The sequence below is a fragment of the Micromonospora sp. IBHARD003 genome, assembly GCF_056106285.1.
Genome location: NZ_JBWBBX010000001.1, coordinates 3,638,693 through 3,661,748, shown reverse-complemented (window position 1 = coordinate 3,661,748; position 23,056 = coordinate 3,638,693). Strand labels below are relative to the sequence as shown.

Annotated in this window: 18 protein-coding genes; 6 read left to right on the top strand and 12 right to left on the bottom strand. The window is 69.7% G+C overall.

The annotated features are described in order from the left end of the window. Positions 1-61 precede the first annotated feature (61 nt). A complete protein-coding gene (locus ACTWOL_RS16165) occupies positions 62-1,591 on the bottom strand; it encodes an FAD-dependent monooxygenase (RefSeq protein ID WP_474297411.1) in 1,530 nt (509 codons plus the stop codon). An 86-nt stretch (positions 1,592-1,677) separates the two neighbouring features. Between ACTWOL_RS16165 and ACTWOL_RS16160 the strand changes: the two genes are divergently transcribed. Then, positions 1,678-2,313 carry a TetR/AcrR family transcriptional regulator gene (locus ACTWOL_RS16160; protein ID WP_474297410.1) on the top strand — a complete coding sequence of 212 codons (636 nt, stop codon included), beginning with the start codon at positions 1,678-1,680 and terminating at the stop codon, positions 2,311-2,313. A 98-nt stretch (positions 2,314-2,411) separates the two neighbouring features. Next, positions 2,412-2,579 carry a hypothetical protein gene (locus tag ACTWOL_RS16155; protein WP_474297409.1) on the top strand — a complete coding sequence of 56 codons (168 nt, stop codon included), beginning with the start codon at positions 2,412-2,414 and terminating at the stop codon, positions 2,577-2,579. A gap of 21 nt (positions 2,580-2,600) precedes the next feature. Here ACTWOL_RS16155 and ACTWOL_RS16150 read toward each other — a convergent pair whose 3' ends face one another. Continuing rightward, positions 2,601-4,217: a CehA/McbA family metallohydrolase gene (locus ACTWOL_RS16150; RefSeq protein ID WP_474297408.1), complete on the bottom strand. Its 1,617-nt coding sequence runs from the start codon at positions 4,215-4,217 to the stop codon at positions 2,601-2,603. Between the two features lie 116 nt (positions 4,218-4,333). Continuing rightward, entirely contained in the window at positions 4,334-4,741 is a 408-nt protein-coding gene (locus ACTWOL_RS16145; RefSeq protein ID WP_474297407.1) for a hypothetical protein, read from the bottom strand. A 92-nt stretch (positions 4,742-4,833) separates the two neighbouring features. Here ACTWOL_RS16145 and ACTWOL_RS16140 point away from each other — a divergent pair, with 92 nt between their 5' ends. Next, the gene (locus ACTWOL_RS16140) at positions 4,834-5,667 is read left to right on the top strand and encodes an LLM class F420-dependent oxidoreductase (RefSeq protein WP_474297406.1); all 834 of its coding nucleotides are present in this window, start codon (positions 4,834-4,836) and stop codon (positions 5,665-5,667) included. A 382-nt stretch (positions 5,668-6,049) separates the two neighbouring features. Here ACTWOL_RS16140 and ACTWOL_RS16135 read toward each other — a convergent pair whose 3' ends face one another. The 3 genes from ACTWOL_RS16135 to ACTWOL_RS16125 all read right to left on the bottom strand — a co-directional run bounded on the left by ACTWOL_RS16135 (position 6,050) and on the right by ACTWOL_RS16125 (position 9,441). After that, entirely contained in the window at positions 6,050-7,339 is a 1,290-nt protein-coding gene (locus ACTWOL_RS16135) for an LPXTG cell wall anchor domain-containing protein (protein ID WP_474297405.1), read from the bottom strand. Between the two features lie 294 nt (positions 7,340-7,633). Then, positions 7,634-8,542, bottom strand: a complete 909-nt coding sequence (locus ACTWOL_RS16130; protein ID WP_474297404.1) for a serine hydrolase — start codon at positions 8,540-8,542, stop codon at positions 7,634-7,636. Further along, positions 8,539-9,441, bottom strand: coding sequence for a LysR family transcriptional regulator (locus ACTWOL_RS16125; protein ID WP_474297403.1), 903 nt, complete (start codon positions 9,439-9,441; stop codon positions 8,539-8,541). Before ACTWOL_RS16125 ends, ACTWOL_RS16130 begins: the two co-directional genes overlap by 4 nt. A gap of 163 nt (positions 9,442-9,604) precedes the next feature. Between ACTWOL_RS16125 and bla the strand changes: the two genes are divergently transcribed. Continuing rightward, positions 9,605-10,522, top strand: a complete 918-nt coding sequence (bla, locus tag ACTWOL_RS16120; protein WP_474297402.1) for a class A beta-lactamase — start codon at positions 9,605-9,607, stop codon at positions 10,520-10,522. 22 nt (positions 10,523-10,544) lie between these two features. Here bla and ACTWOL_RS16115 read toward each other — a convergent pair whose 3' ends face one another. After that, positions 10,545-10,796 carry a DUF397 domain-containing protein gene (locus ACTWOL_RS16115; protein WP_474297401.1) on the bottom strand — a complete coding sequence of 84 codons (252 nt, stop codon included), beginning with the start codon at positions 10,794-10,796 and terminating at the stop codon, positions 10,545-10,547. Then, positions 10,793-11,659, bottom strand: a complete 867-nt coding sequence (locus ACTWOL_RS16110; protein ID WP_474297400.1) for a helix-turn-helix domain-containing protein — start codon at positions 11,657-11,659, stop codon at positions 10,793-10,795. Before ACTWOL_RS16110 ends, ACTWOL_RS16115 begins: the two co-directional genes overlap by 4 nt. Positions 11,660-11,797: 138 nt before the next feature. On the opposite strand from ACTWOL_RS16110, the gene ACTWOL_RS16105 reads away from it, so the two are divergent. Next, positions 11,798-12,217, top strand: a complete 420-nt coding sequence (locus ACTWOL_RS16105) for an ATP-binding protein (protein ID WP_474297399.1) — start codon at positions 11,798-11,800, stop codon at positions 12,215-12,217. Between the two features lie 20 nt (positions 12,218-12,237). Here the strand turns inward: ACTWOL_RS16105 and ACTWOL_RS16100 are convergent, their stop codons facing one another. The 4 genes from ACTWOL_RS16100 to ACTWOL_RS16085 all read right to left on the bottom strand — a co-directional run bounded on the left by ACTWOL_RS16100 (position 12,238) and on the right by ACTWOL_RS16085 (position 19,570). After that, a complete protein-coding gene (locus ACTWOL_RS16100) occupies positions 12,238-13,362 on the bottom strand; it encodes an NADAR family protein (RefSeq protein ID WP_474297398.1) in 1,125 nt (374 codons plus the stop codon). Between the two features lie 516 nt (positions 13,363-13,878). After that, a complete protein-coding gene (locus tag ACTWOL_RS16095; RefSeq protein ID WP_474297397.1) occupies positions 13,879-18,564 on the bottom strand; it encodes a putative T7SS-secreted protein in 4,686 nt (1,561 codons plus the stop codon). Then, entirely contained in the window at positions 18,561-19,124 is a 564-nt protein-coding gene (locus ACTWOL_RS16090) for a hypothetical protein (protein ID WP_474297396.1), read from the bottom strand. The genes ACTWOL_RS16095 and ACTWOL_RS16090 overlap by 4 nt, the downstream gene beginning before the upstream one ends. Beyond that, on the bottom strand, positions 19,121-19,570 hold the full coding sequence (locus ACTWOL_RS16085; protein ID WP_474297395.1) for an SseB family protein: 450 nt from the start codon (positions 19,568-19,570) through the stop codon (positions 19,121-19,123). Before ACTWOL_RS16085 ends, ACTWOL_RS16090 begins: the two co-directional genes overlap by 4 nt. Before the next feature lie 280 nt (positions 19,571-19,850). On the opposite strand from ACTWOL_RS16085, the gene ACTWOL_RS16080 reads away from it, so the two are divergent. Continuing rightward, entirely contained in the window at positions 19,851-22,505 is a 2,655-nt protein-coding gene (locus ACTWOL_RS16080; protein WP_474297394.1) for a bifunctional FO biosynthesis protein CofGH, read from the top strand. The last annotated feature ends 551 nt before the right edge of the window (positions 22,506-23,056 follow it).

Genomic DNA, 23,056 nt, shown 5'->3' with positions numbered 1-23,056 from the left:
GTGGGCAACCGCCCCGGCCGGAGCGAAAGGTGACGGCGCCCGCCGGGCCGGACCCGCCGGTTCAGTTGGCAGCCGGGCCGAACCAGTGGGTCAGCGCGTCGGTGAGGCCGGTGCCGCCGGCCCAGCAGACGTATCCGTCCGGGCGGACGAGTACCGACTCGGCGTCGACCGCGTCGGTCTTCGCCCGCACTCGTGCGACGCGGTCGCTCCACGGGGCGGCTGCGGCGACCGGGGCGTCCCCCAGTTCGAGCAGGACGCCCCGTCCTGCGCGGGTCAGTTCGCTGAACCGGACGGACGCGTCGTCGACGAGGAGGTCGACGTCGGGCATCCGCAGGCCGAGCAGCGGGTGGTCGGCAACAGCCGGCATCGGGTAGCGCAGGTCGAGCCCGGACATCATGCCGGCCAGGTGCCGGTTGGCCTCGGGCAGGCCGAGCAGGTCGGTGAGCACGTTGCGGAGTTCGGCCAGCCCGCCGTCGTTCTTCGGGCCCATGATCACGCCCTGGGCCCTGGTGAGGGTGAGCACCCGGGCGGCGACCGGGTGCCGCTCGGCGTGGTAGGTGTCCAGCAGGTGCTCGCCCGCTCCGTCCCGGACGACGGCGGCGAGCTTCCAGCCGAGGTTGAACGCGTCCTGGACGCCGAGGTTGAGGCCCTGGCCGCCGGCCGGGGAGTGGATGTGTGCGGCGTCGCCGGTGAAGAGGACGCGGCCGTGCCGGTACTGCTCCATTTGCCGGCTGGCGTCGCTGAACCGGGAGGCGTAGCGGATCTCGGCCACGTCGATGGCCGTGCCGTGGGTTGCCCGCAGCACCCCGCGGATCTCCTCGACCGTCACCGGCGCGTCGCGGTCGGCGAGCATCGTCTGCGGGCCGGAGAAGATGAGCTTGTGCAGCCCGTCCCCCAGCGGCGTGAGCAAGGCGAAGTGGCCCTCGGGCGAGGTGCGGATACTGGCGTCGATGTGGCCGACGGTGCCGTGGTCGATGTCGCCGGTGAGCCGCAGGTCGGCGCTGACGCTGCGGATGGTGCCCGCCTGACCGGGGAACGCGGCGCCGGTGAGCCTGCGCACACTGCTGTGCGCGCCGTCGCAGGCGACGAGATGGCGGCCCCGGAACACCCGGGTGCCCTCCGGGCCGGCCACGGTGGCCGTGACGCCGTCGGCGTCCTGGTGGAGATCCACCAGACGGTGCTCCCGGAGTACCCGCCCGCCGAGCTCCGCGAGCCGGTCCTCGAGCAGTTCCTCGAGCCGGTCCTGCGGGAGGGCCAGGGGGTACGGGTAACGGGTCTCCCAGGCCGAGTAGTCCAGGGGAACGGGCAGCCCCGCGAAGTGGCCGCCGAGCATCTGGAAGTCGATCGACCGCTCGAGCGCCCCGTCGAGCAGGCCGCGCATCTGGAGGACCTCGGCGGTCCGGGACTGGATCGCCCCGGCGCGGGACTGGAGGTTGCGGCCGGGCAGCTGGTCCAGCACGACGGCGGGCACACCGGCCAGGGCGAGCTCGGTGGCGAGGGTGAGTCCGGCGCCGCCGGCCCCGACGACGATGACGTCGGTGACCTCAGTGGACTCAGCGAACCCAGCAGACTCAACGGACTCGGCGTTCATGATACCTCCCAGTAGAGTTATAGCCCAAGTATATAAGTAAACCTGGTGCATTTTTCAACCGGGGTGCTCGTTGCTATCGTGGCCGCATGGCTGAACAACTTGGATTGCGGGAGAGGAAGAAGCAACGCACCCGGCAGACGATCGCCGACGCGGCGCTCGCGCTGTTCCTGCACCGCGGCTTCGACGACGTGTCGATCGTGGAAATCGCCGAGGCGGCCGAGGTCTCCAAGCGCACGCTGTTCGCCTACTTCCCCACCAAGGAAGACCTGGTCCTGCACCATTTCGCCGACCACGAGGACGAATCGGCCCGTGTGGTCCGCGCCCGCCCGGCCGGTACGGACCCGCTGACCGCCCTGCACACCCACCAACTCGACGCCCTGTCCCGGCGTGATCCGATCACCGGGCTCACATCGGACCCCAAGGCCCTGGCCTTCGCCCGGCTGATCAGCACAACGGCGAGTCTGACCGAGCGCCTGACCCGGTATCAGCGGCGCAGCATCGCGGCACTCGCCGGGGCACTGGAGGAGGCCGGCGCCGACGAGCTCACCGCCCGGCTCGCCGCCGTCCAGATCGTCACCGTTCTGCGCACGCTGGCACAGCGCAACAGCGATCAGGTGCAGGCCGGCCGCCCGGCCGACGAGCTGTACCCGGAAGCCGTTGCCGCCGCCGACCGCGCCTTCCTCCTGCTCGGCGAGGGCCTGGCCGAGGTACTGCCCGCCTGAGCGCCCGGGGCGGCGTCGTCCGTGCGCCATCGGACGCACAGCGAGGGCACAGCACGCCGAGGAAACGCAGATCCAGATACGAGGCCGCGACGTCTTCCGTGACTACGTCGACGCCGTGGGGCCACCTGATCGCCGACGTCCTCTCGCGGTCCTCGGCGGACCAACTCGATCTGCTCTTCGACTACTTCACCCGCGCCGCCCCCGCCTTCCGCCAGGCTACGGAGGAGATCCGGACGGCGACGGCAGACCGCCGCCGTCAGACCTGACGGTCCGGGGGAGGTCGCGGATCACCCCAGGAACACGGGATTGGTGAACGCCGTCAGCGGCCCCGGCAAGCCCGGAACGGGCACAACGGGCGCGTGACGCACCTCGGCCCGTACATACGCCGCATACGCCGCCGTCGTACGCCACTCCACCGTCCCCGGGCCGTCCGCCGGGAGCGTGGCCGTGTGGAGTGCGCCCTGGTCGGTGACGAACCGGACCGTACGGCCGGGTGCGCCGGTGACATCCAGACGGACCGTCACCGGGTCGTCGGCACCGGTGCGCAGTCGCTCGCCGATGCCCGCGCGACGCCCCCGGCCGTCCGTCACACCGAACGACAACGACACCGCCGACGACTCGGCGACATAGGAGCGTCCGGCGCGGATGCCGTCGAGGATCGCCTCACGCGTCAGATCGTCGGCGAGCACCACCGTCTGCGGGGTGCCCACCGCGTCCTGGTCACGGTGGGCGTCGCTGCTGCCCATCGCGGGGATCCAGCGCGCTCCGCGTCCGTCTGCCGCACCCGGGCCGCCCCCTCCTCCCGAACGGGCCGCTGCGACCAGGGTGCTGTCCCAGTCCAGGAGCGACACCTCGTCGTCCGGGGTGTAGGGACCGTTCCACACTTCGATCGCGTCCGCCTCGCCGAAGCCGAACTTCCAGGCGCAGCCGATGCAGTTGGAGTGCGGATGCGCCGGTACGACCAGACCGCCCGCGCGCCGGATCTCGCGGGCGAAGCGACCGAACTCCCCCTGGGCCCTGGCGGCCCGGGGGGACCCCCACTGTGCCTTGGCGGCCCGGGGGGAGCTCCAGCCGTCGCGCGCCCGGTAGCGCCAGTCGACGAAGGTGCCCGGGTCGGTGCCGATCGCGACGACGTGCCCGTTGCGCGTGGTGACCTCCTCGCCGAGGAGGACGAGCAGGTCGTCACCGGCGGCGTCCGCCCACGCACCGTGCGCCGCATGGGTGTTGTGCTCACTGCTGTTGATGAAGTCCAGACCGGCGGCGCGGGCGAGGGCCGCGATCTCGCCCGGGGTGCGCCTGCCGTCCGAGTACCAGGAGTGCAGATGACAGTCGCCGCGGTACCAGGCACGGCCGCGCCCCCTGGCCCGCTCGGGCGGGTGGACGGGCCGCGGGGTCTTCGCCGCAGTGCCATGCGTGAGCGTGATGGTCACCGTGTACGCGAGGCCCTGGGGCGCGACGGTGTACGGGCCGAGTGCGATGTGCCAGGTGCCCGCGCGCACCGGCCCGGCGATATAGCCCGGTGTCGCCTCGTCGCCCCGGATGAAGAACTCGCTGCGCGCCCCGCCCGACCAGCCACGGAAGCCCTCGCCGCCGAGTTCGGTGCCCCGCTCGTCGAAGATGCCGATGTCCAGGGCGTTCCCCTGCGTTCCGGCGGGCACCTGGGGCTTCTCATAGGTGTATGAGACCTGGATCCCGGACACCCCCCGCGGGATCTCCACGGGGAGGTACACATAGTCCGGGGAGCCCGGCGGCAGCGTGCCGCGCACCACCTTGGTGGTGCCGGCGCCTTCCGCTGCCGCCTCGGCGAAGCTCACACTGCCCAAGGTAAGGGCGGCGGCGGCTCCCGTCACGAACAGACCGCGCCTGCTGATCGAGTCTCCACCGTGCTGTCCGTCGTTGCACATACCGTCGGCTCCCGTGGGTGGTGAGAGGGACAGGAGTGGTGCTTCTTCCCAAGCTGGTACCGGTCCGTGAACCGCGGGGCAAGGGCGGGGGAGTGCCGGGTGGCGCGGTCGTGGCGTTATCGCGGTCCGCCGCTCGCCTTCCGGCGCTTCAGCAGCAGCACGACAACGACGATCAGCGCGATGACGACGAACAGCCCGACGATCAGCCCGGCCGAGAAACCGCCCTTCTTCTTTTTCTTCTTCTTGCCCTTCTTGCCCTGCTCGCCAAGAGCCTTGACGGCCGGGGCCCCGGCGACCGTTGCGGCGGCCGGGGCGGACTCCGGCACGGCCTGGGCGCCGCCCCGCGGGGACTGGACGGCGGAGGCGGCGGCCCCTGCGTACGTCGATGCCGAGGCGGCGGGAGCTCCCGCCAGCAGAGCACCGGACAGCACGACCGCCGTGGCGGCGATACGCAGATGCGTACGCGGACGTGGGTTCAGACGCAGACGTGGGTGCGGACGTGGGCGCAGACGCGGATGCATCATCGGATGGACTCTCCCCCTGGTTGCGGTGCTCTCGAATCCGGGCACCGTACGGCATACCTTGGGCTGCCACCAGAGAGCTGACGGAGGACCGCATGCGGATCTCGACGACGATCTTCCTCACGGACGAGACGATCACGCCCGTACGGCTGGCCCGGGAGCTGGAGGAGCGCGGCTTCGCGGGACTGTATCTGCCCGAGCACACGCACATCCCCGTCGAACGGACCACCCCCTACCCGGCGGGTGGTGAACTGCCACCCGAGTACGGCCGCACCCTCGACCCCTTCGTCGCCCTCGGCCAGGCGGCGGCCGTCACCTCGACGCTCGGCCTCGGCACCGGCGTCACACTCGTCACCCAGCACGACCCGATCGCCCTCGCCAAGCAGATCGCCACCCTGGACCATCTCAGCGGCGGCCGTTTCACCCTCGGTGTCGGCTTCGGCTGGAACAAGGAGGAGGCCGCGGACCACGGCGTCGAGTGGTCGACACGGCGTGAGCTGAGCCGCGACCGGATGCTGCTGATGCAAGCGCTGTGGGCGGGCGAACCGACTGCGTATAAAGGGGAGTTCGGCTCGGTACGTGCGTCGTACGCCCACCCGAAGCCGTTCGGCGGTGGCGCTCCGCGCATCCTCGTCGGCGGCGCGGCGGGACCGAAGCTGTTCGCCCACATCGCGGACTACGCGGACGGCTGGATGCCGATCGGCGGCCGGGGACTGGCGGAGACGGTGCCGGTGCTGCGCGAGGTGTGGGAGAAGGCGGGCCGCGACCCGGACGCCCTGCGGATCGTCCCGTACGCGGTCCTCCCGTCGGCGGGCAAGCTCGCGTACTACGCGGAACTGGGCTGCGAGGAGGTCGTCCTGCAACTGCCCCCGGCAGGGGAGGACGAGGTGCTGCGGGTCCTGGACGCGTACGCGCGGTTCCTCGACTGAGGCAGATCGGCGGGCGGCCCCGCTCGCAGCCGGAGCCGTCACCGTCCCGGTCGAGATGGCGGCCGTACCCCGGTCACCGACGTGGACGGGCACCGCTGTACAGCGACGTGGAGCCGGCCATCGGCATAGGCGGCCCGCGCTCGCCGTTGCCGGTGTACCAGGTGTGTTGTCCGATACCGGGCGAGGAGACCGCAACCGCCGAACCGGCAGGCCGGCCTCCTCGCCCAGATGTCCCGCTCAGACCGCAGGCCGGCCTGCGGCTTGCTCTTGATCGCCGCTACTTCGCATGAGGGGACGTGCCCCCTTGCGAGTCATGGCCCGGGTTCTGCGAGCACGGTCGGAACCACAGGGCCCGCATCCGGAATCCGCAAGCGGGCAGGCGTCAGCTGTCGTTGGCCTTGCGGCGGCGAATGCCGAAGACCGCACCGGCGCCGAGCGCGATGGCGGCACCGCCCGCGACAGCGAGCTGGGGCAGGACGGAGGACGAACCGGTCTTGGCGAGGGCGCCCCCGTTCGCGGTGGCCGTCTCCTGCGCGGCCGAGGTGCCGACCGGCTTGGCGGAGGTGCCGCCCTGCGCGGAGGGGCTCGGCTTGGGGGTCGGCCGGTCCTTGTCGTCGACCGTGCCGGGCTTGGCGTCGTCGACGGTGCCGGGCTTGCTGCCGGCGGGAAGGACCTCGAAGTCGTAGCGCTTCATCGGACCGAGGACGCACGGGTTGTACTGGCTGGAGGCATCGCCGGCGAACAGGGCGAAGCCCTCGGCGGTCTTGGCCGCGGCATCGATCGTGATCCGCATCTTCACATCGCTGTGGTCGCCGGGCTTCATGGCGTCGATGGACGCGACGTGGGTGGGCCCCTTCTCGGCGTCGAGCTCCTGCCAGCCGGAACCGTTGGACCACTGCACCTTGAGGAAGTCCAAGTTCTCTCGCTCGTGCACGATGACGAAGGCCAGCGGGTCCACCTTCAGTGTCGTGTCGGTGCCATTGGTCACCGTGAACGAGAAGTCGACCGTGGTCCCGGCAACGATCTTGGACGGCAGGCCGTTCGCGAGGACTGTCAGGCCCCGAACGCGCACGCATTCCTTGGCGGCGGCGAGCGCCTTCTGTGCGGCTTCCTTGACCTTGAGGGCCTTCTCAGGGGCGTCCTGGACCAGGCTGTACTCCTGCGACGCCTTGAGCCTGGCGTCGTTCAACGCCCCCCAGGCCGCTTTCTCCTTGGCATCGGCGTCCGCCTTGGCGCCGGCGGCCTTCTCGGCGTTGGTCTTCGCCGCCGCGAGAGCCTTCTGTGCCTCGGCCTTCTCGGCCTCGTCCTTGGCCGTCTCCAGCTTGGCCTCGGCCTCGGCGAGGGCCTTGTCGGCCGCTGTCTTGTCGGCCGCCGCGGCCTTGGCCACCGCGTCCTGCGCCAGGGCGGCGGCCTTGAGCGGATGCGTGTCCAAGTCCAGGGCATCCATGGTGGCCTTTACTTTCTCCAGCCCGGCCGCCTTGGCGGCGACCGCGTCCACGTACGCCTTCTCCGCGTCGGCGACGGCTTTCTCCAGCTCGGCGTAGGTCTTGGGCTGATTCTGCATCTGCGTCGCGGGCTTGGGGCCGGCGAATGCCGGAGCGGCGGAGAGCAGCACGACGGGGCTGGTCACAGCTACGGCAACAGCCGTCGCGAGAGCACGACGAAGCTTCACTCGATCCCTTTCTGAAGGATGAAGTCCGGGTGACGGCTGGGGTGTTGACGCGTTCATGCGACAGCCGTGGCCATGATCGTATGACCGGGACAAGGGTCGGAGAGGAGGAGATTTCAGCCCGCTTCGGCCCCAGTCGACAGCGACCACCGGTCATAACATGACGAAAATGGACAGTTGCTCGCGTTGTCGTGGATTCTCTGAGATCTATCTCATCGCAGTGGAGGAAGGGGCAAAAGATCTCACCATTCCCCGCTGCTTCGCCTCCGACAGCCACTTCACACGGTCGGCTGCCGCCTACCACCGCCGCAACTCGTCCCGGAGCCTCCGCGCGACCCGGGCCATCAGCGCCTCGGCGCCCGGCTGGCTGCTCGCCGCGACGCGCGACTCGGTGAGGACGGCGACGGCGAACGCCCGTCCGTCGGTGTGCTCGACGACGCCCACCTCGTGCCGGAGGTTCAGCAGGGTGCCCGTCTTCGACGACCAGGTCGACGCATCGGAGCTGAAGTCCGGGGCCAGCCGGTGGCGCAGCACATTGTCGGCCATGAGGGCCCGGATCCGTACCGCAGTTGTGGGGGCGATGGTCGACGGCGTGCACCACAGCGCCTGCAGCAGATCGGCGAAAGCGCGCGCCGTACCGGTGTTGGCGCGGGACACGTCGAGCTGCGGCACCCGGTGGCCACCGCCGTGCGTGACCGCGTTGATCGCGAGGGACTGGGCGAGATGCCCCTGCGCGGGGCCGAGGCTCTCCGCCGGGGTGTCGGTCAAGTCCCGCATGGTGTGGCGGACCGTGAGGCCATGCAGACCGAGTCCCCTCAGGACAGCGACCACTTGGGCGGGCGGCGTGAGCGCGAACAGCGCGTCGGCGGCCGTACTGTCGCTCAGCGAGGTGCTGAGGTAGAGCAGGTCGTCGATCGCGATCCGGGCGGGATGGCGGAAGCGGCTCAGACCGGTCGGCCCGGGTGTGGTGATGCCCCCGGGCCGGACGTCGAGCGGTGTCGAGCCGTCGAGCTCGCCCCGCCGGATGCGTTCGAGGGTGGCGAGCGCGAGCGGGATCTTGACGAGCGAGGCCACCGGCAGCTCGGTGTCCGGATCGATGCCGAGCTCGTCACCCGTGTGCAGATCCCGTACGAGGAACGCCCCGGAAAGACCGCCGTCATCCAACTCCCCGCGCAGATCCGCCAACAGGCTCTCGGTGCTGCTCACGAGGCATCCCCTCCCTCGGTGCCCGGTACCGGTTCGGCGCCCAGACAGCGGCCGAGCGCATCGCCGAGACGCGCCCGCAGACGTTCGGGGTCACCGGGTGCGGTCGCGGCGACGGCGAACCCCCGCACCAGGTCGGTCTCGCCGATGGGCCGCCAGTGCAGGGCGAGTTCCGCGGCCTGCGGTGCCGTGCACAACAGCAGATCGGTGCCGCGCAGTACCTCCGCCACGGCGAGGGTGAGGCTCGGTGCGACGACGAGTTGCGCGGGCCTCAGGCCGATCGCGTCGCACAGCCGCGTCAACGGGCCGCGTACATGGGCCACATCGTCCTCCGGCTGCATCCATATCCGGCGGGGCGGCGCGGAGTCGGTACGCCCGACACGCAGGGAGTCGAGGTAGGCGCGTTGGGTACGGGGCGCCCGCGTACCGGCGAGTCCCAGCGGCACCGACCACACGGCCTGGTCCGGTGGTACGGCGACCAGCGCCGCGCGGACCTCCCCGGATCGGACGAGCTCCGCCCGCTCCGCCGGATCCGCGACACGCGGCTCCAGCGAGACACCGCCCTCGTGCGCTTCGGCGACGAGCCGGGCGAGACCACCCGTCGAACCCAGATCCGGCACGGCGAGCCGCACCGGCTTGCGCCTGGCCGTCTCGGCCTCGCGCTCCAGGGTGTCCGCGGTCATCACCAGCCGCCGCGCGACCGGCAGCATGTCCTGGCCGAACGGGGTGAGGGCCGCCCGCCGCGGCGTCCGCTCGAAGAGCTGCTCCCCGAAGTGCTTCTCCAGCGCGGCGACCCGGCGGCTCGCGACCGACTGGGACATCCGCACGGCCGCCGCCCCCACGGTGAAGCTCCCGCGCTCGCCGACGCTGACGAAGGCACGGCACGCTGCGACGACATCCATGGGCTCGAGCCTATGCGGAATCGGCATGAAACCGCGCGTTCCCGTCTTGGACGGCATAACCCCTGGTGGGTGAGGGTGGGTCCAGGGCCAGGCAGGGCTCCTGCAGGCCCGCCACGCCATGCCGCCGTATGCCCGCGAGGGCCGACCACCGGAGGACCGCACCATGCACCAGACCCCCGCCCGCCGCGCCACCGTCGGCGCGATCGCCGTGCTCACCCTCGTTCCGCTGACGGCCTGCGGCAGGACCGCGGCCTCCGCCTCGGAGGAGCGGCCCGCCGTGGTCGCCGCGGAACCAGGGACGGGGGTCGCCTCGTTCACGGCGCTCGAGCGGAAGTACGACGCCCGGCTCGGCGTCTACGCCCTCGACACCGGCACGGGACGCGAGGTGGTCCACCGCGCGGACGAGCGGTTCGCGTACGCCTCCACGTCCAAGGCCCTGGCGGCCGGTGCCGTACTGCGGAAGTACGGCACCGGCGGGCTCGACAAGGTGATCAGGTACGGGAAGGACGACGTGGTCGACCACTCGCCCGTCACGGAGAAACACACCGCCACCGGAATGACCCTGCGCGAACTCTGCGACGCCGCGCTCCGCTACAGCGACAACACCGCCGCCAACCTCCTCTTCGACGCGCTCGGCGGCCCGAAGCAGCTGGACGTGATCCTCGAGAAGGACCTCGGGGACAAGTTGACCCGGATGGACCGCTACGAGACGGAACTCAACGAGGCCACCCCGGGCGACCCGCGCGACACCAGCACCCCGCGCCAACTCGCCGGGAACTTGCGGGCGCTGGTCCTCGGCGACGCGCTGAAGGACGACGAACGCGCGCTGCTGACCGGCTGGATGCGGACCAACACCACGGGCTCGAAGCTGGTGCAGGCCGGCGTCCCGAAGGGCTGGAAGGTCGCGGACAAGAGCGGCGGCGGCCGCTATGCCACGCGCAACGACATCGCCGTGGTGTGGCCGAGCGGCGGCGCGAAGCCCATCGTCATGGCGATCCTGTCGAGCCGCGACCGCGAGGACGCCAAGTGGAACGACGCGCTGGTCGCGGAGGCGGCGTCGGTGGTCGTGCGGTCGAGGTGAGACCGGTCGACCACGTGAGGGGTTACGACTGCGCCTGGGCGGCGTAGGAGACGAAGGCGGCCCAGGGAGCGGGGGCGAGGTCGATCCGGGGGCCGGTCGGGTTCTTGGAGTCGCGGACGTGGATGGTGGTGGGGCAGGCGGCGACTTCGAGGCACTCGCCGCCTTCTCCGCCGCTGTGGCTGGACTTGCGCCAGTCGTAGGCGACTTCGATGCAGGTGCCGCCTTCTTGGCCGCTGTAGCTGCTCTTGAACCAGTGCAGTTCCGTGGTGTTCATCGCTCTCCCAGAATCTTCTCGATCAAGGCCAGCGACTCCCGGGGAGTGAGAGCCTGTGCCCGGATGATCCCATAGCGCTCGCTAAAGAGGCGGGCCTCTTCCCTGTCGGTGATCAACCGAGGATGTCCATAGATCTCGGTATAGGCAACTTGCTGCCGTCGAGGCGGCGTCAAGAGAGTGAACGCGCCGTCCATAGCAGGGTGTTCCTCGCGGTCGGTTGGCATGACCTGGAGCTCCACGGTCCGAAGACTCCCGATGTGAAGCAGCCGACGCAACTGCCCCTTCTGAACGACTCGGCCACCGATGGGGCGTTGCAATACGACTTCCTCCAGCACGTAGCTGAGCGTGGGCGCTGGCCAGCGCTCGAAAATCTGCTGACGTGCCAGTCGGTCGGATACACGCTTTTCAATGGTCGTCTCGTCCAGCATGGGCTGACGCTGCGAGAACAGTGCGCGTGCATACTCCTCGGTCTGGAGCAATCCCGGGACGGCCTGGTTGGCAAACTCATGCAACGCGACGGCCTCCGCCTCAGCCTGGACGAAATCCCGGAACCAGTCCGGATGCCGCACACGCGCCCTCGCCAGAGCCTGCTCGACGTCCGGGATCGCCGCTCTCAGTACCCCGCCCGCTCCCAGTGCCTCATCCGCCAGCAGCAGGAACGCCGGTTGAGGAGTCCGAACGCCCCGCTCCATGGACGAGACAAGCGCCTCTCCGCAGTGCGTGGCCATGCCCAGCTCCTTCTGACTGACCCCGGCAGCCTCGCGCAACACCTTGATCTGCTTGCCCAGTGAACTGAACAGGAGCGCCGTGCCGTCCGCCTCGACGGGCCGCTCCGGCCGTTCCTCACGTCCCGCGTTGCCCATGCCCCGTACCGCCCTCGTCGCGTGCCGCAGTGGTCACGGTCGACGCCTCGTACAGAGTCGTTGCCGTACCCGTACAGCTACGCTCCGTCGCGCCGTCACTCCTCGCCAGCGTACTCATGACCGGCCACGCTCAGTGACATGACGTCCGAAATCGCCACCCTCACGGCTGAGTTCACCCAGCGGTTCAGCTCCACCCGACGTGGCGCCCGGCTGGCCCGGCATCTGGCGGTGCACCGCCTCGACGCGTGGGGCATCCCGTACGGAAGCGAACTCTCCGACGCCGCAGCACTGATCGTCGCCGAGTTCGCGGCGAACGCGGTGATCCATGGGCGCGTGCAGGGGCGTGACTTCGAGCTGCGCCTGTTGATCGGGCCAGGCGCGCTCCGAATCGAGGTATCCGACGCGTGCGGCGAACGCGTCCCGACCATCGCCATGCCGTCGGCCGCCGACTCCGACGCGGGCCGGGGCCTGTTGCTCGTGGACGCGCTCGCCAAGGAGTGGGGTACGGCAGAGCGCGTCATCGGCAAGACGGTCTGGGCTGTGCTGCCGTTGCCGTGAGCTACGGCCTCACCGTGTCCCTATCCCGGATATCCGATCCCGGCCCGGCGCGCGTGCAGTTCGGACCGGACGAGTTCGAGGAGGCGGCCGGTCCAGTTGCGACCGCGGCCGGCGTTGTCGCCCCAGTAGCGGGATTCGGCGTCGTCGTAGATCACCGTCGCGTCATCGGTGGCGAGGAGGATCTCCGCCAGATCGGGGTGCTGGGCGTACTTGGCGCGCAGCAGGCCGGTTATGACGGCGGTGCGAGCGTGGTCCCAGCCTTCACGGCGCACTGCCTCGATCGCGAGTCGCCGAGCGGAGTAGACGTTGTCGGCGGCGGCGACGGCTGCACGGGTCTCGGCGTCGGCGACTGACAGGGCCCAGTAGGCGTGGGCGACGGAGGCGTACGTGACGCCGTCGACGTCGATGGGCGCCGGATAGTCGTTGCGCAGGCCCAGCAAGCCCGGGTCGTCCACGCGTTCGCGGGGGTAGGAGTGGTACAGCTGCACAGCCGGTGCGTGAGAGGTCGCCGGACCGTCCGCCGGAACCCGGGACCGATTTTTGGCGATGCTCTGGGACCGGTCCTCGAAGTAGGCGATGGCGGAGTTGTAGTCCTCCTGGCTGAGGGGTTCGTCGGACCAGTCCTCCATGGTGCCGCCGGGGCCGGCCACCAGCGCCTGGAGCGGCCAGTCCTTGTGGTCCATGTCGCCGAGCGCGTACATGCGCTGGGATACCGGGATGGCCAGATACGCCTCGCGGGTCGCCGCCCGGTTCTCCTCGGTCCGATCGGCGAGGAAGACGTCAACAGCCTCCATGCATCGTGCCGTTGAATCCGGACGTCCGTTCAGCGTGTCGATGGTGTCCCGCACTTCGGCGAGCAGCCACTCGGGCTTGACCCAGGAGTGCGGCTCGTGGAACTTCCACATGGCCAGGTCATGGGCTGAGACCTCGGCGCCGTCCGGGAACGTGGTGGCGACCCAGCCGCTGCGCAGCTTCTCCTCGAACCCCTCGAGGGTGACCAAGCCCCAGCAGTCGATGAGCCCGTCCGCGTAGATGGCGAGATCGGTGAGGAAGTAGCGCCCGCCGTTGCAGATGAAGGCGTGCCGCCAGGTACCGGGTATGCGGACGCCGTCCGCGATGCGATGGATGATGCGGTCTCCGAGCATCCGGCGATTCTGCCAGCCGTGTCTCAGAGCTCGTACTCGATTGTGTGTCTACCAGTTGACGCTAACTGATGAGCCGGCCTCTTGAGCTGCATCAGTGCCGGGTGCTTGGCTCTATGCGCTCGACTGTTGAGGAGAATCCGGACCTTTTCAGTACGTCCCTGATAAACGAAACCTCAACGAACGTTCCGTGGAACCCGTCCGTTCTGGCTTTGGTGGACCGTTCCTTTGCTTCCGCCAGGGACCCGCCGAATACGTGCCGGAAGGCTTTCAGGATAACTCCGCTCGATGCTTCGGGACCGGTGAGCAGTAGGCGATACTCGCCGTGTTCAGCCAAGATTGGATTGAGAACTAAGGGGGGTGCGACTCCCCAGTCGCCGTCGTGCCAGTTCCCGCAGTTATCGCAGGCCCATTCAATTTCCCAACGAAGTTTGTCGTCCTTTACCAGTTGTACGACCCACCCCTCGCAGGGAAATCTGCACTGTTTGCAGACATCGTCGATTCGAGATGCTTGCTCAATCACAGCCAGCCTCGCATGGAAAGATACCTGTCCACGGTATTGTAGAAGCGGTCATATGTGCCGGATCCGTCGCGTGGGTGATGGGTTCCTGGGTTGATCCCCCTAGCGTACCACCGGTGATGGAGTTCTTCGTGGACCAGGGTTCTTTGGAGCTCAAGGCGGCTCTCAAATGCTTTGAATCCGATCTGTGTTCCCGCGTCACGTTTGGCTATACCGCTATTCGCCCAAGGGCTAAATTGAGGGTGGTGCGTGAAGAAGTCTTCTGGAAAGTCCTCGCGCATCATGATCTCGATGGCTCTGTTTCTGGCCTGTGTAGTCTTACCAGTTGCCTGGCTGAGATCGTCTCTCCAGCGGTTTCCTTCACCTCGGTGATCTACTCCTTCTCGACCGGTTGGACACGGTGCGAGTCCGAGGGGGTCAGTCCACCCATGAGGGTTGTCGACATACGTGGCTGAGTTGGGTGCAGGGGCCAACCCCAACGGGTCTGCGCTGAGGTACCGCGCCGTCTCCGGGTCATAGTGCCGGAAGTAGTTGTAATGCAGCCCCGTCTCCGGGTCGAAGTACTGCCCCGGAAACCGCAGCGGCGTGTACGCCGTGCTCGACCTCGCCCACGTCGTCGTCCCCCACAGCGTGCTGCGCGTGTGCCACGCCAGGTCGCCCGACTCGTCGACGAGTTCCGTCGGGGTGCCGACGAGGTCCGTGACGATCGCGAAGAAACGGTCGTCGATCACCGACTGCGGCGCGTCCGCCGACAAGAGGCGTTCCGTCTGCGCGAGCGGGTGTAGGCCGGCGTAGTCCCAGGTCAGGGAGACCGGGCTGGGCAGGTCAGCGCCCATGGTCGTCTGCTCGCAGAGCGTCGCGCCGTCCCAGGTGAACGTCACCTGCTCGACGACCGTCTGCCCGTCCTCCCCAAGACGTTGCTTCGCTACGCGCCGCCCCAGGGCGTCGTACTGGTAGCGCCACACCACACCGTCCGGCGTGGTCACCGAGGTGAGACGGTCCTCCGCGTCCCATTCGTAGCGCCAGGTGTCCGGCTTGCGCGAGAGGCGGGTCTTCTGGCGGAGCACCACGCGGCCCTGGGCGTCGTGCTCGTAGCGGACGTTGCCCGCGCGGGTGATCCGAGTGCCCGCGTAGGCACGGGCTCCCGTCGCCTCCTGGCCCGGGTGGGAGGTCGGCCAGGACGCCTCCGTCTGGTTGCCCGCCGCGTCGTAGGCGTACCGTTCCGTCCAGTCGGCCGCATCGACCGCGGTGACCCGGCCCACCGCGTCCAGGTCGAAGCTCCTCGCGCCGCCGAGCTGGTCGTCGACGCCGATGAGGTTGCCGTCCGCGCGGTAGGTGTAGCCGCGGCGCTGGAGGCTGCGGTCCGCGCCGACGACGTGCTGGTCGGTGAGGCGGCCCATCGCGTCGAAGGTGTGCCGCAGGGTGACCGACTCACTGATGTGCCGGGTCAGCTCCCGGCCCGCGGCGTCGTGCTCGAAGGTGAGCGTCCGCCCCGACGTGGTGAGTTCCGCCCGGCAGCCCGCCGCGTCGTACGTCCAGGCGCTCACCGCACCGCCGGGCGTCGTACGGCCCGTCCGCCGCCCCAGTCCGTCGTACGCGAAGGCCAGCTCACGGCCGTTCACCGTCTCGGATATGAGTCGTCCGAAACGATCTCGCAGACGGGTCAGCGTGGCGTCCGGGCCCGCCGCCACCGCCAGCTCGTCGAAGACGTCGTACTCGTAGGTGGTGACGGCGCCCCCGGCGTCCTTGCGGACGATCCGGTCGAGGTCATCGTGTTCATAGCGGATCGTCTGGCCGAGGCCGTTCGTCCGGGACGCCAGCCGTCCCGCGAGGTCGTACGCGTACGTCAGCGTCCGGTCGTCGAAGTCGCTCTCGGATATCAGCCGGCCCGCCGGGTCGTATGCGTAGTCCCAGGTCAGACCCTGCGGGTTGGTGACCTGGGTCAGCCGGAGGTCCATGTCGTGGCTGAACTCGTACCGCACGCCGTCCGGCCCGGTGCGCGCCACCAGCAGGTCGAAGTCCGTGTACTCGTACCTGGAGACCCCGCCCATCGCATCGGTGTGGCGGACGCAGTTGCCCTCGCCGTCGTACCCCCACGACTGCTCCGAGCCGTCGGCCTCCACGCGGCGCGCGGGTTTGCCCTCCACGGTCCACTCAAGGCGGGTGACGGCGCCGAGCGGGTCGGTGAGGGCGATCGGGCGGCCGAAGGCGTCCCGCTCGTAGCGCGTGACCGCGCCCAGCGGATCGGTAATCTCGACAGGGAGGCCCGCCCTGTCGCAGCGGACCCTGCTGGTGTGCCCCAGGGCATCGGTCACCGACGCGAGATGGCCGTGATCGTCGTACGAGGAACTCGTCGTCGCGCCGGACGGGTCGGTCACCGAGGTGCGGTTGCCGCGCTCGTCGAAGGTCTGCCGCGTGACCCTGCCGTCCGCGCTCGTGATCCGTACCGGAAAGCCGGGGTCGTCGTACGCGACCCGGCTCTGCCTGCCGTCCGGACGGGTGACGGACACAACGCGGCCCGCGTCGTCGTACGAGACACGGGTGGTGTGTCCCAAGGGGTCGGTCCGCGACAGCAGCCTGTTGTACGCGTCCCGCTCGAAGCGGGTGGTGGCACCCGACGCGTCCGTCTCGGCGATGACCTGAAGCCGGTCGTTGATGAGGTACCGGCGCAGGTGTCCCGCGGCGTCGGTCACCGTGGTGACGTGCTCGTCGTACGCGAAACGCGCGCTCATGTGCCCGTTGGCGCCCGACTGGGCCACACACCTGTGGCGGTCGTCGTAAACGTAGTCGTAGCGACTGCCGTTGGTGTCGGTCCAGGACGTGATACGGCCCTGCTCGTCATAGCCGAAACGCAGCGGCTGCCCCGAGGAGTTGACCACCTCGGTCAGATGGCCGTCCGTGTAGCCGTAGTCGAGGATCCGGGTCCCGTCGGCGAGGGAGAGTGAGGTGATCCGCCCCTCGGTGGACGTGAAGCGCAGTCCGTAGCCGCCACTGTGGGAGGCGGACAAGGGCGTCCCGTCCGCCGCGTACTCGTATGAGATCCAGGCCCCGTTGCGGTCGTCGATCTGTGTCAGCAGGGCCATTTCGCCCTCGAGTCCGCCCTGGGGTCCGCCCTCGAGTCCGCTCTCGGGCCATTCCAGGAAGTGCCAGACACGGCCCGTCTGCGGATCTGTGACGGTGTAGCCGTCCGACTGCCGTTCCAGGGGCCAGCGGCTGCCGTGCTTCGGCAGTACGGGGACGCCGGGTGCGGGGTGCGGATAGTCGAGCAGGCTGCCGTCGTCGCGGACGAACACGACCCCCTCGGAGTCGATCTCCAGCCTCTGGTCGATCGTGCTGGCCCATGTGGGGCCGAACCACCGGCCGGCGCGGTAGGACGACTCGAAGGTGCGCTCGAAGACCATCGGCAGGGCCCCGGGGAGCACCACGTCGGTCTGCGGAAGGATCATGCGTCCGGTCGCCACGTCGACCGGATCGCCGTCACATACCTTGTCGCACTTCGAGTCGCGCGATCTGTCGTGCGGGCCGCCGGAGCCCTTCTGATCCGTCCGGGCCGGTCCCGGCTTCTTGAAGTCGTCCGCGTGCTTGGCGACTGACGCGGCGTCCTTGAGCGCACCCGCCCCCTTGCTCCCGAAGAGCATGTCGGGGATGAGCTTGCCGATTCCCTCCGCCGGGTCCTTCGTGAACTCGTTGATCACGGTCTTGGCGGTGCCGGCGGGGTTGTTCGCCGCCGTCAGCAGACCCGCGGCCGTCGAGTTCAGGCTGGTGGTGTACTCCGCCGGATGGGAGAGGTTGTAGGCGTCCAGCGGGTGGACCGAGCGGACGAAGGTCGCGATGCCCGCGGTGCCCTTGATCAAGCCGCCCACCAGGTGGAGCGCGTCGAGGTTCATGGGATCGAAACCGGCTGTGACCTGCTCCCCGTAGGAGGGCTTCGGCGGCGCCACATCACGGGCGACCTGAACGACGGAACGGACAGCCTCCGCCGCCTCGTTGCGCTGACGGCGGGCGTCGTCCAGCCTGTCCTGGGCGGCCTGTGCCATCTCCCGGGCCGAGCCCGGTTCCTTGAAGTCGCCCGGACGCGGCGGGAGTGTCTCCTTCTCCGCCTTCAGCGCGGCGTTGTACTCGTCGACGCGTTGGTTGTGTGCGGTACGGGCGTCCTCGCACAACTGCCCGGCCTTGTCGTACTCCGCGATGGCGTCCCCGGCCTGGCTCTGCGCCCACTCCACCGTATCGGCGAAGCGGTTCAGCGCGTCGGCCACCTTCTCGAAGGCGTCAGCGGCCTTGAACCACTTGGGCGGCTGCTTCGCCGACGCCGACCGGAAGGCCGTCGCGGCCTCGCCCTGGAAGCCGTCGGCGTCCACTCCCTTGAGTCCCTCGCCGACCTTGTCGAACGAGGACTGGAGCTTCGTCAGGTGCGTGGCGATCGAGCGGAGCTTGTCCGCGCTGCCGTAGACCAGTTTCCTGGGGTCGTCCGTCTGTCCGAGCTCCAACTCGGACACGTCCGCACCCAGGGAGTTGGCGGCCGAGCGGCTCTTGTCGCGGATCCAGTCGGCGCCGTCGTCCCAGCCGGCCTTCTCGGCCAGGTCCGCAGCCTTGTCGCCGACCAGTTCGACGCCTTCGCCCATGGCCGCGTTGAAAGCGTCGCTCACGTTCTGGACAGGCTCCGGTACGAGGTCCCGCCAGCTCATCGGTCCTCGATCTCCTCGGCTATGTCCATGGCCCGTTCGATCGACTGCTTGCCGAATCCTTCGGACGCTATCTGCTTGCTCGCCGCTTCCCAGGTCTCCCCGACGTCCTGGTGCCCCTTGAGCAAGCTCTCAGCGCTGTAGTCCGGCTTGTAGACATCGCCCGAGAAGATGTCTCCCCAGGCCTTCTTCTCGATCTCGTTCTCGTCGGCGTGAGGATTGCCGTACGCCGCGTTCGCCGCGACCCTCAGCGCCCCATGGACGTACTGGTCCTCCTCCCAGAGGGTCCCGGCCGCGATGCCCGTCTGCGCGCAGAGATCGCCGGCGTCCTGGACCAGCGCGCGCACCCCCCACTCCCAGCGCTCGCTGAAGTCCCCGAAGTCGGCGGCAAGTCCCGGATGCCCCGATTCCCGGTTCGTCATGGTCAGTTCGCCGATGCCCGCGCCTCTCGAGGCGCCGGACGCCGTACCGATCTCGCGGAGCTCGGCGACGGCGCCCCGCAGCCCCTCCGTGATCTTCTTGATCGCGGTCTGGTCGACCGCAAGGTCCTTGTTCCCGCTCATCGGGCAGCCTCCACACGACCGCGCGCAAGGTCCCGACCGCGCGCAGGACTCCCGGCATTCGATGCGCCGCTTCCCGCATCGACCGCTATGGAGTCGGGAACGATCCCGGACACCGGCGGGAACATCATCGAGCCGTCCTCGTCCGCGACGTTGACCGCGATACCCGTCGGCCCGTCGAGCGTGGGGAGCACCGCATCGAGGAGTCGGGCCCCGAGGATCGACAGGTACTCCCACTCGGCGTCACCGCGACCCCGTGCCCGGGCGAACCGGGCAAGTGCCGACTCGTCCGTGAACGCGTAGATCCATCGGATGCCGCCGTGGTCCGCGGACATCAGCCCGCCGTCCACCACGGGCGCGAGTACCGCAGTGCGCCGGAACTCGCCCAGCAGCCGCGCCGGGTCGCCGCGCCCCTCGCGCGCAGCGGCGATCGCCGCTGGCAACTCCATGCCGATGGACCCCCGTTCGTGAACCCCTGCAGTTTGGCGCCACCGTACGACAGTTCGCATTTCTTCGTTTGCTCGGAAAGCGCCCCCGTGGCTTGAAACGCAGGTCCCCAGGGCTCGGCCCGAGGAGAGGGGGCACAAAGCGTGGGGACGGCTCTCGCGCGAACCCGTCGCTGAAGCAACGGCGGATTCGCCTCATCGGCCGCGCCCTGTGAGGGGACAAGCCGTATACGACGTGACCCGTGACAGCCTCGGTGTCCGAGCGCGCTCGTATGCTCGGTCCATGACCGATCACCAGCCCGGACGCCACGAGACCGAAGGCCGGCCCGCGGGGCAGCCCGGACGTCCCACCGAGAACGCCATGCGCCGTGCGCTGCGGCGGGCGCGTGACGGTGTCGCGCTCGATGTCGCCGAGGCCGCCGTGCTGCTGCAGGCGCGCGGGGCGGATCTCGACGATCTGTGCGCGTCCGCGGCCCGGGTGCGGGACGCGGGGCTGGAGGCGGCGGGACGTCCCGGTGTCATCACGTACTCCAAGAGCGTGTTCATCCCGCTCACCCGGCTCTGTCGGGACAAGTGCCACTACTGCACCTTCGCGACCGTGCCCGGCAAGCTGCGCCGTGCTCGGGCCAGGGAGGGGGCACCTCCCGTGTCGAAGACCACGGGGGCGTTCATGTCGCCCGACGAGGTGCTGGACATCGCCCGCCGAGGGGCCGCACTGGGCTGCAAGGAAGCGCTGATCACCCTCGGGGACAAGCCGGAGGACCGCTGGCCGGAGGCCCGGGAGTGGCTGGAGGCCGAGGGGTACGACGACACGATCGCGTACGTCCGCGCCATGGCGATCCGCATCCTCGAGGAGACCGGACTGCTGCCCCACCTCAACCCCGGGGTGATGAGCTGGACGGACTTCCAGCGGCTCAAGCCCGTCGCGCCGTCGATGGGGATGATGCTGGAGACGACCGCCGAGCGACTGTGGAGCGAGCCCGGCGGGCCGCACTACGGATCGCCCGACAAGGAGCCCGCCGTCCGGCTGCGGGTGCTGGAGGACGCCGGGCGCAGCTCGGTGCCGTTCACGAGCGGACTGCTCATCGGGATCGGCGAGACGTACGAGGAGCGCGCGGATTCGCTGTTCGCGCTACGCCGCGTCTCACGGGCCTACCACGGCATCCAGGAGCTCATCATCCAGAACTTCCGCGCCAAGCCGGACACGGCGATGCGCGGCATGCCGGACGCCGAGCTGGACGACCTGGTCGCGACGATCGCCGTCGCCCGGCACATCATGGGCCCCTCGGGCTGTCTGCAGGCGCCGCCGAACCTCGTGGACGACGAGTACGGGCGGCTGATCGCCGCCGGGATCGACGACTGGGGCGGGGTGTCTCCGCTCACGCCCGACCATGTCAACCCGGAGCGGCCCTGGCCGCAGATCGACACGCTCGCCGAGCGATCGGCGGCATCCGGCTTCCGGCTGCGTGAACGGCTCGCGGTGTACCCGGAGTTCGTGAAGCGCGGCGAGCCCTGGCTGGACCCGCGGCTGCTGCCGCACGTACGGGCACTGGCCGACCCCGACACGGGCATGGCGGACGAGCGGGCCCTGCCGGTCGGGCTGCCCTGGCAGGAGCCCGAGGAGGCCTTCACCTCCTCCGGGCGCACCGATCTGCACCGCACCATCGACACCGACGGGCGCACGGGCGACCGGCGGGACGACTTCGACGAGGTGTACGGGGACTGGGAGGCACTGCGCGAGGCCGCCGCGCCCGGCATGGTGCCGTCCCGCATCGACACGGACGTGCGCGGGGCCCTCGCGACGGCCGCCGACGACCCCACGAAGCTGACCGACGCCGAGGCCCTGGCGCTGCTGCACGCGGACGGTCCGGCGCTGGACGCCCTGACCCGTATCGCCGACGACGTGCGCAAGGCGGCGGTCGGTGACGACGTGACGTACATCGTCACCCGCAACATCAACTTCACCAACGTCTGCTACACCGGCTGCCGTTTCTGCGCTTTCGCCCAGCGCCGCACGGACGCCGACGCCTACACGCTCTCGCTGAGCCAGGTCGCGGACCGCGCGCAGCAGGCGTGGGACGTCGGCGCCGTCGAGGTCTGTATGCAGGGCGGAATCCACCCGGACCTGCCCGGCACGGCCTACTTCGACATCGCCCGCGCCGTGAAGGAACGCGTCCCCGGCATGCATGTCCACGCCTTCTCGCCGATGGAAGTGGTCAACGGCGCGACCAGGACGGGAATGTCGATCAGGGAGTGGCTGACGGCCGCGAAGGAAGCGGGCCTCGACTCCATCCCGGGCACGGCCGCGGAGATCCTCGACGACGAGGTGCGCTGGGTGCTGACCAAGGGCAAGCTGCCCACGGCCACCTGGATCGAGGTCGTGACCACGGCGCACGAGCTGGGCATCCGCTCCAGTTCGACCATGATGTACGGGCATGTCGACCAGCCCCGCCACTGGCTCGGGCACTTCCGTACGCTCTCCCGGATACAGCAGGAAACGGGTGGTTTCACCGAGTTCGTGACCCTTCCGTTCATCCACACCAACGCGCCGGTCTATCTCGCGGGTATCGCGAGGCCCGGTCCGACCACCCGTGACAACCGGGCCGTGATGGCGATGGCCCGGCTGCTGCTCCACCCCCACATTCCGAATATCCAGACAAGTTGGGTCAAACTCGGCACGGACGGTGCGGCGGAGATGCTTCGCTCGGGAGCGAACGACCTGGGCGGCACGCTGATGGAGGAGACCATCTCCCGGATGGCCGGCTCCAGCTACGGCTCGTACCGCTCGGTCCAGGACCTGGTCGCGATCGCGGAGGCCGCCGGGCGGCCCGCGAGGCCCCGCACGACGCTCTACGGCGAGGTGTCCGAGGAGCGCATCGCGGCCGCGGCGGCGTCGGACGGGCACCTGCCGGAGCTGCTTCCGGTGCTGACGGACTGAGCGCGACGGACTGAGTGCGACGGAGTGAGCACGGCGGACCGAGCACAGCGTCCGGGCATGGCGGACCGGGCGTGGCGGACTGGGCACAGCCGACCGAGTACAGCGGCTCCGGGCGGTTTCGCGCCGCTTCGGGCCGCTTCGGAACGGGTTGCCTCGGCTCCGGGCAGTGCCGGGTGGCCGTGCGTGGCTCTGGCCGGTTCTGGCTGCGTGTCCTGGTTGCGGGAGGCCCCGTTGCCGTTTCGGGGAGGCTCCGGGCGGTCCCGGTTGCGGGCGACTCCGGAACGGAATGCTTTGGCCCGAAGTGACGGAAGCGGAATGCGAGGACGCTGAGGGTGGGGTGGCTTCGCGCCGGCGGTTCCGGGGCGTGTGGCTCCGCCGTACCGGTCTTTTTGGCGACCGCGGCCGGGCGGCCCGGTGAAGGGTATGTGGGGGTATTCGGTCTGGTGATCCGGTGGAGCGGCGCTGCTTCGCTGTGACGCGGCGACGCCGGGACGGGGCCACGTACGGCAGAGGGGTTCGCACGCGTCACCGGAGGCATGCCCCGCGTGCGG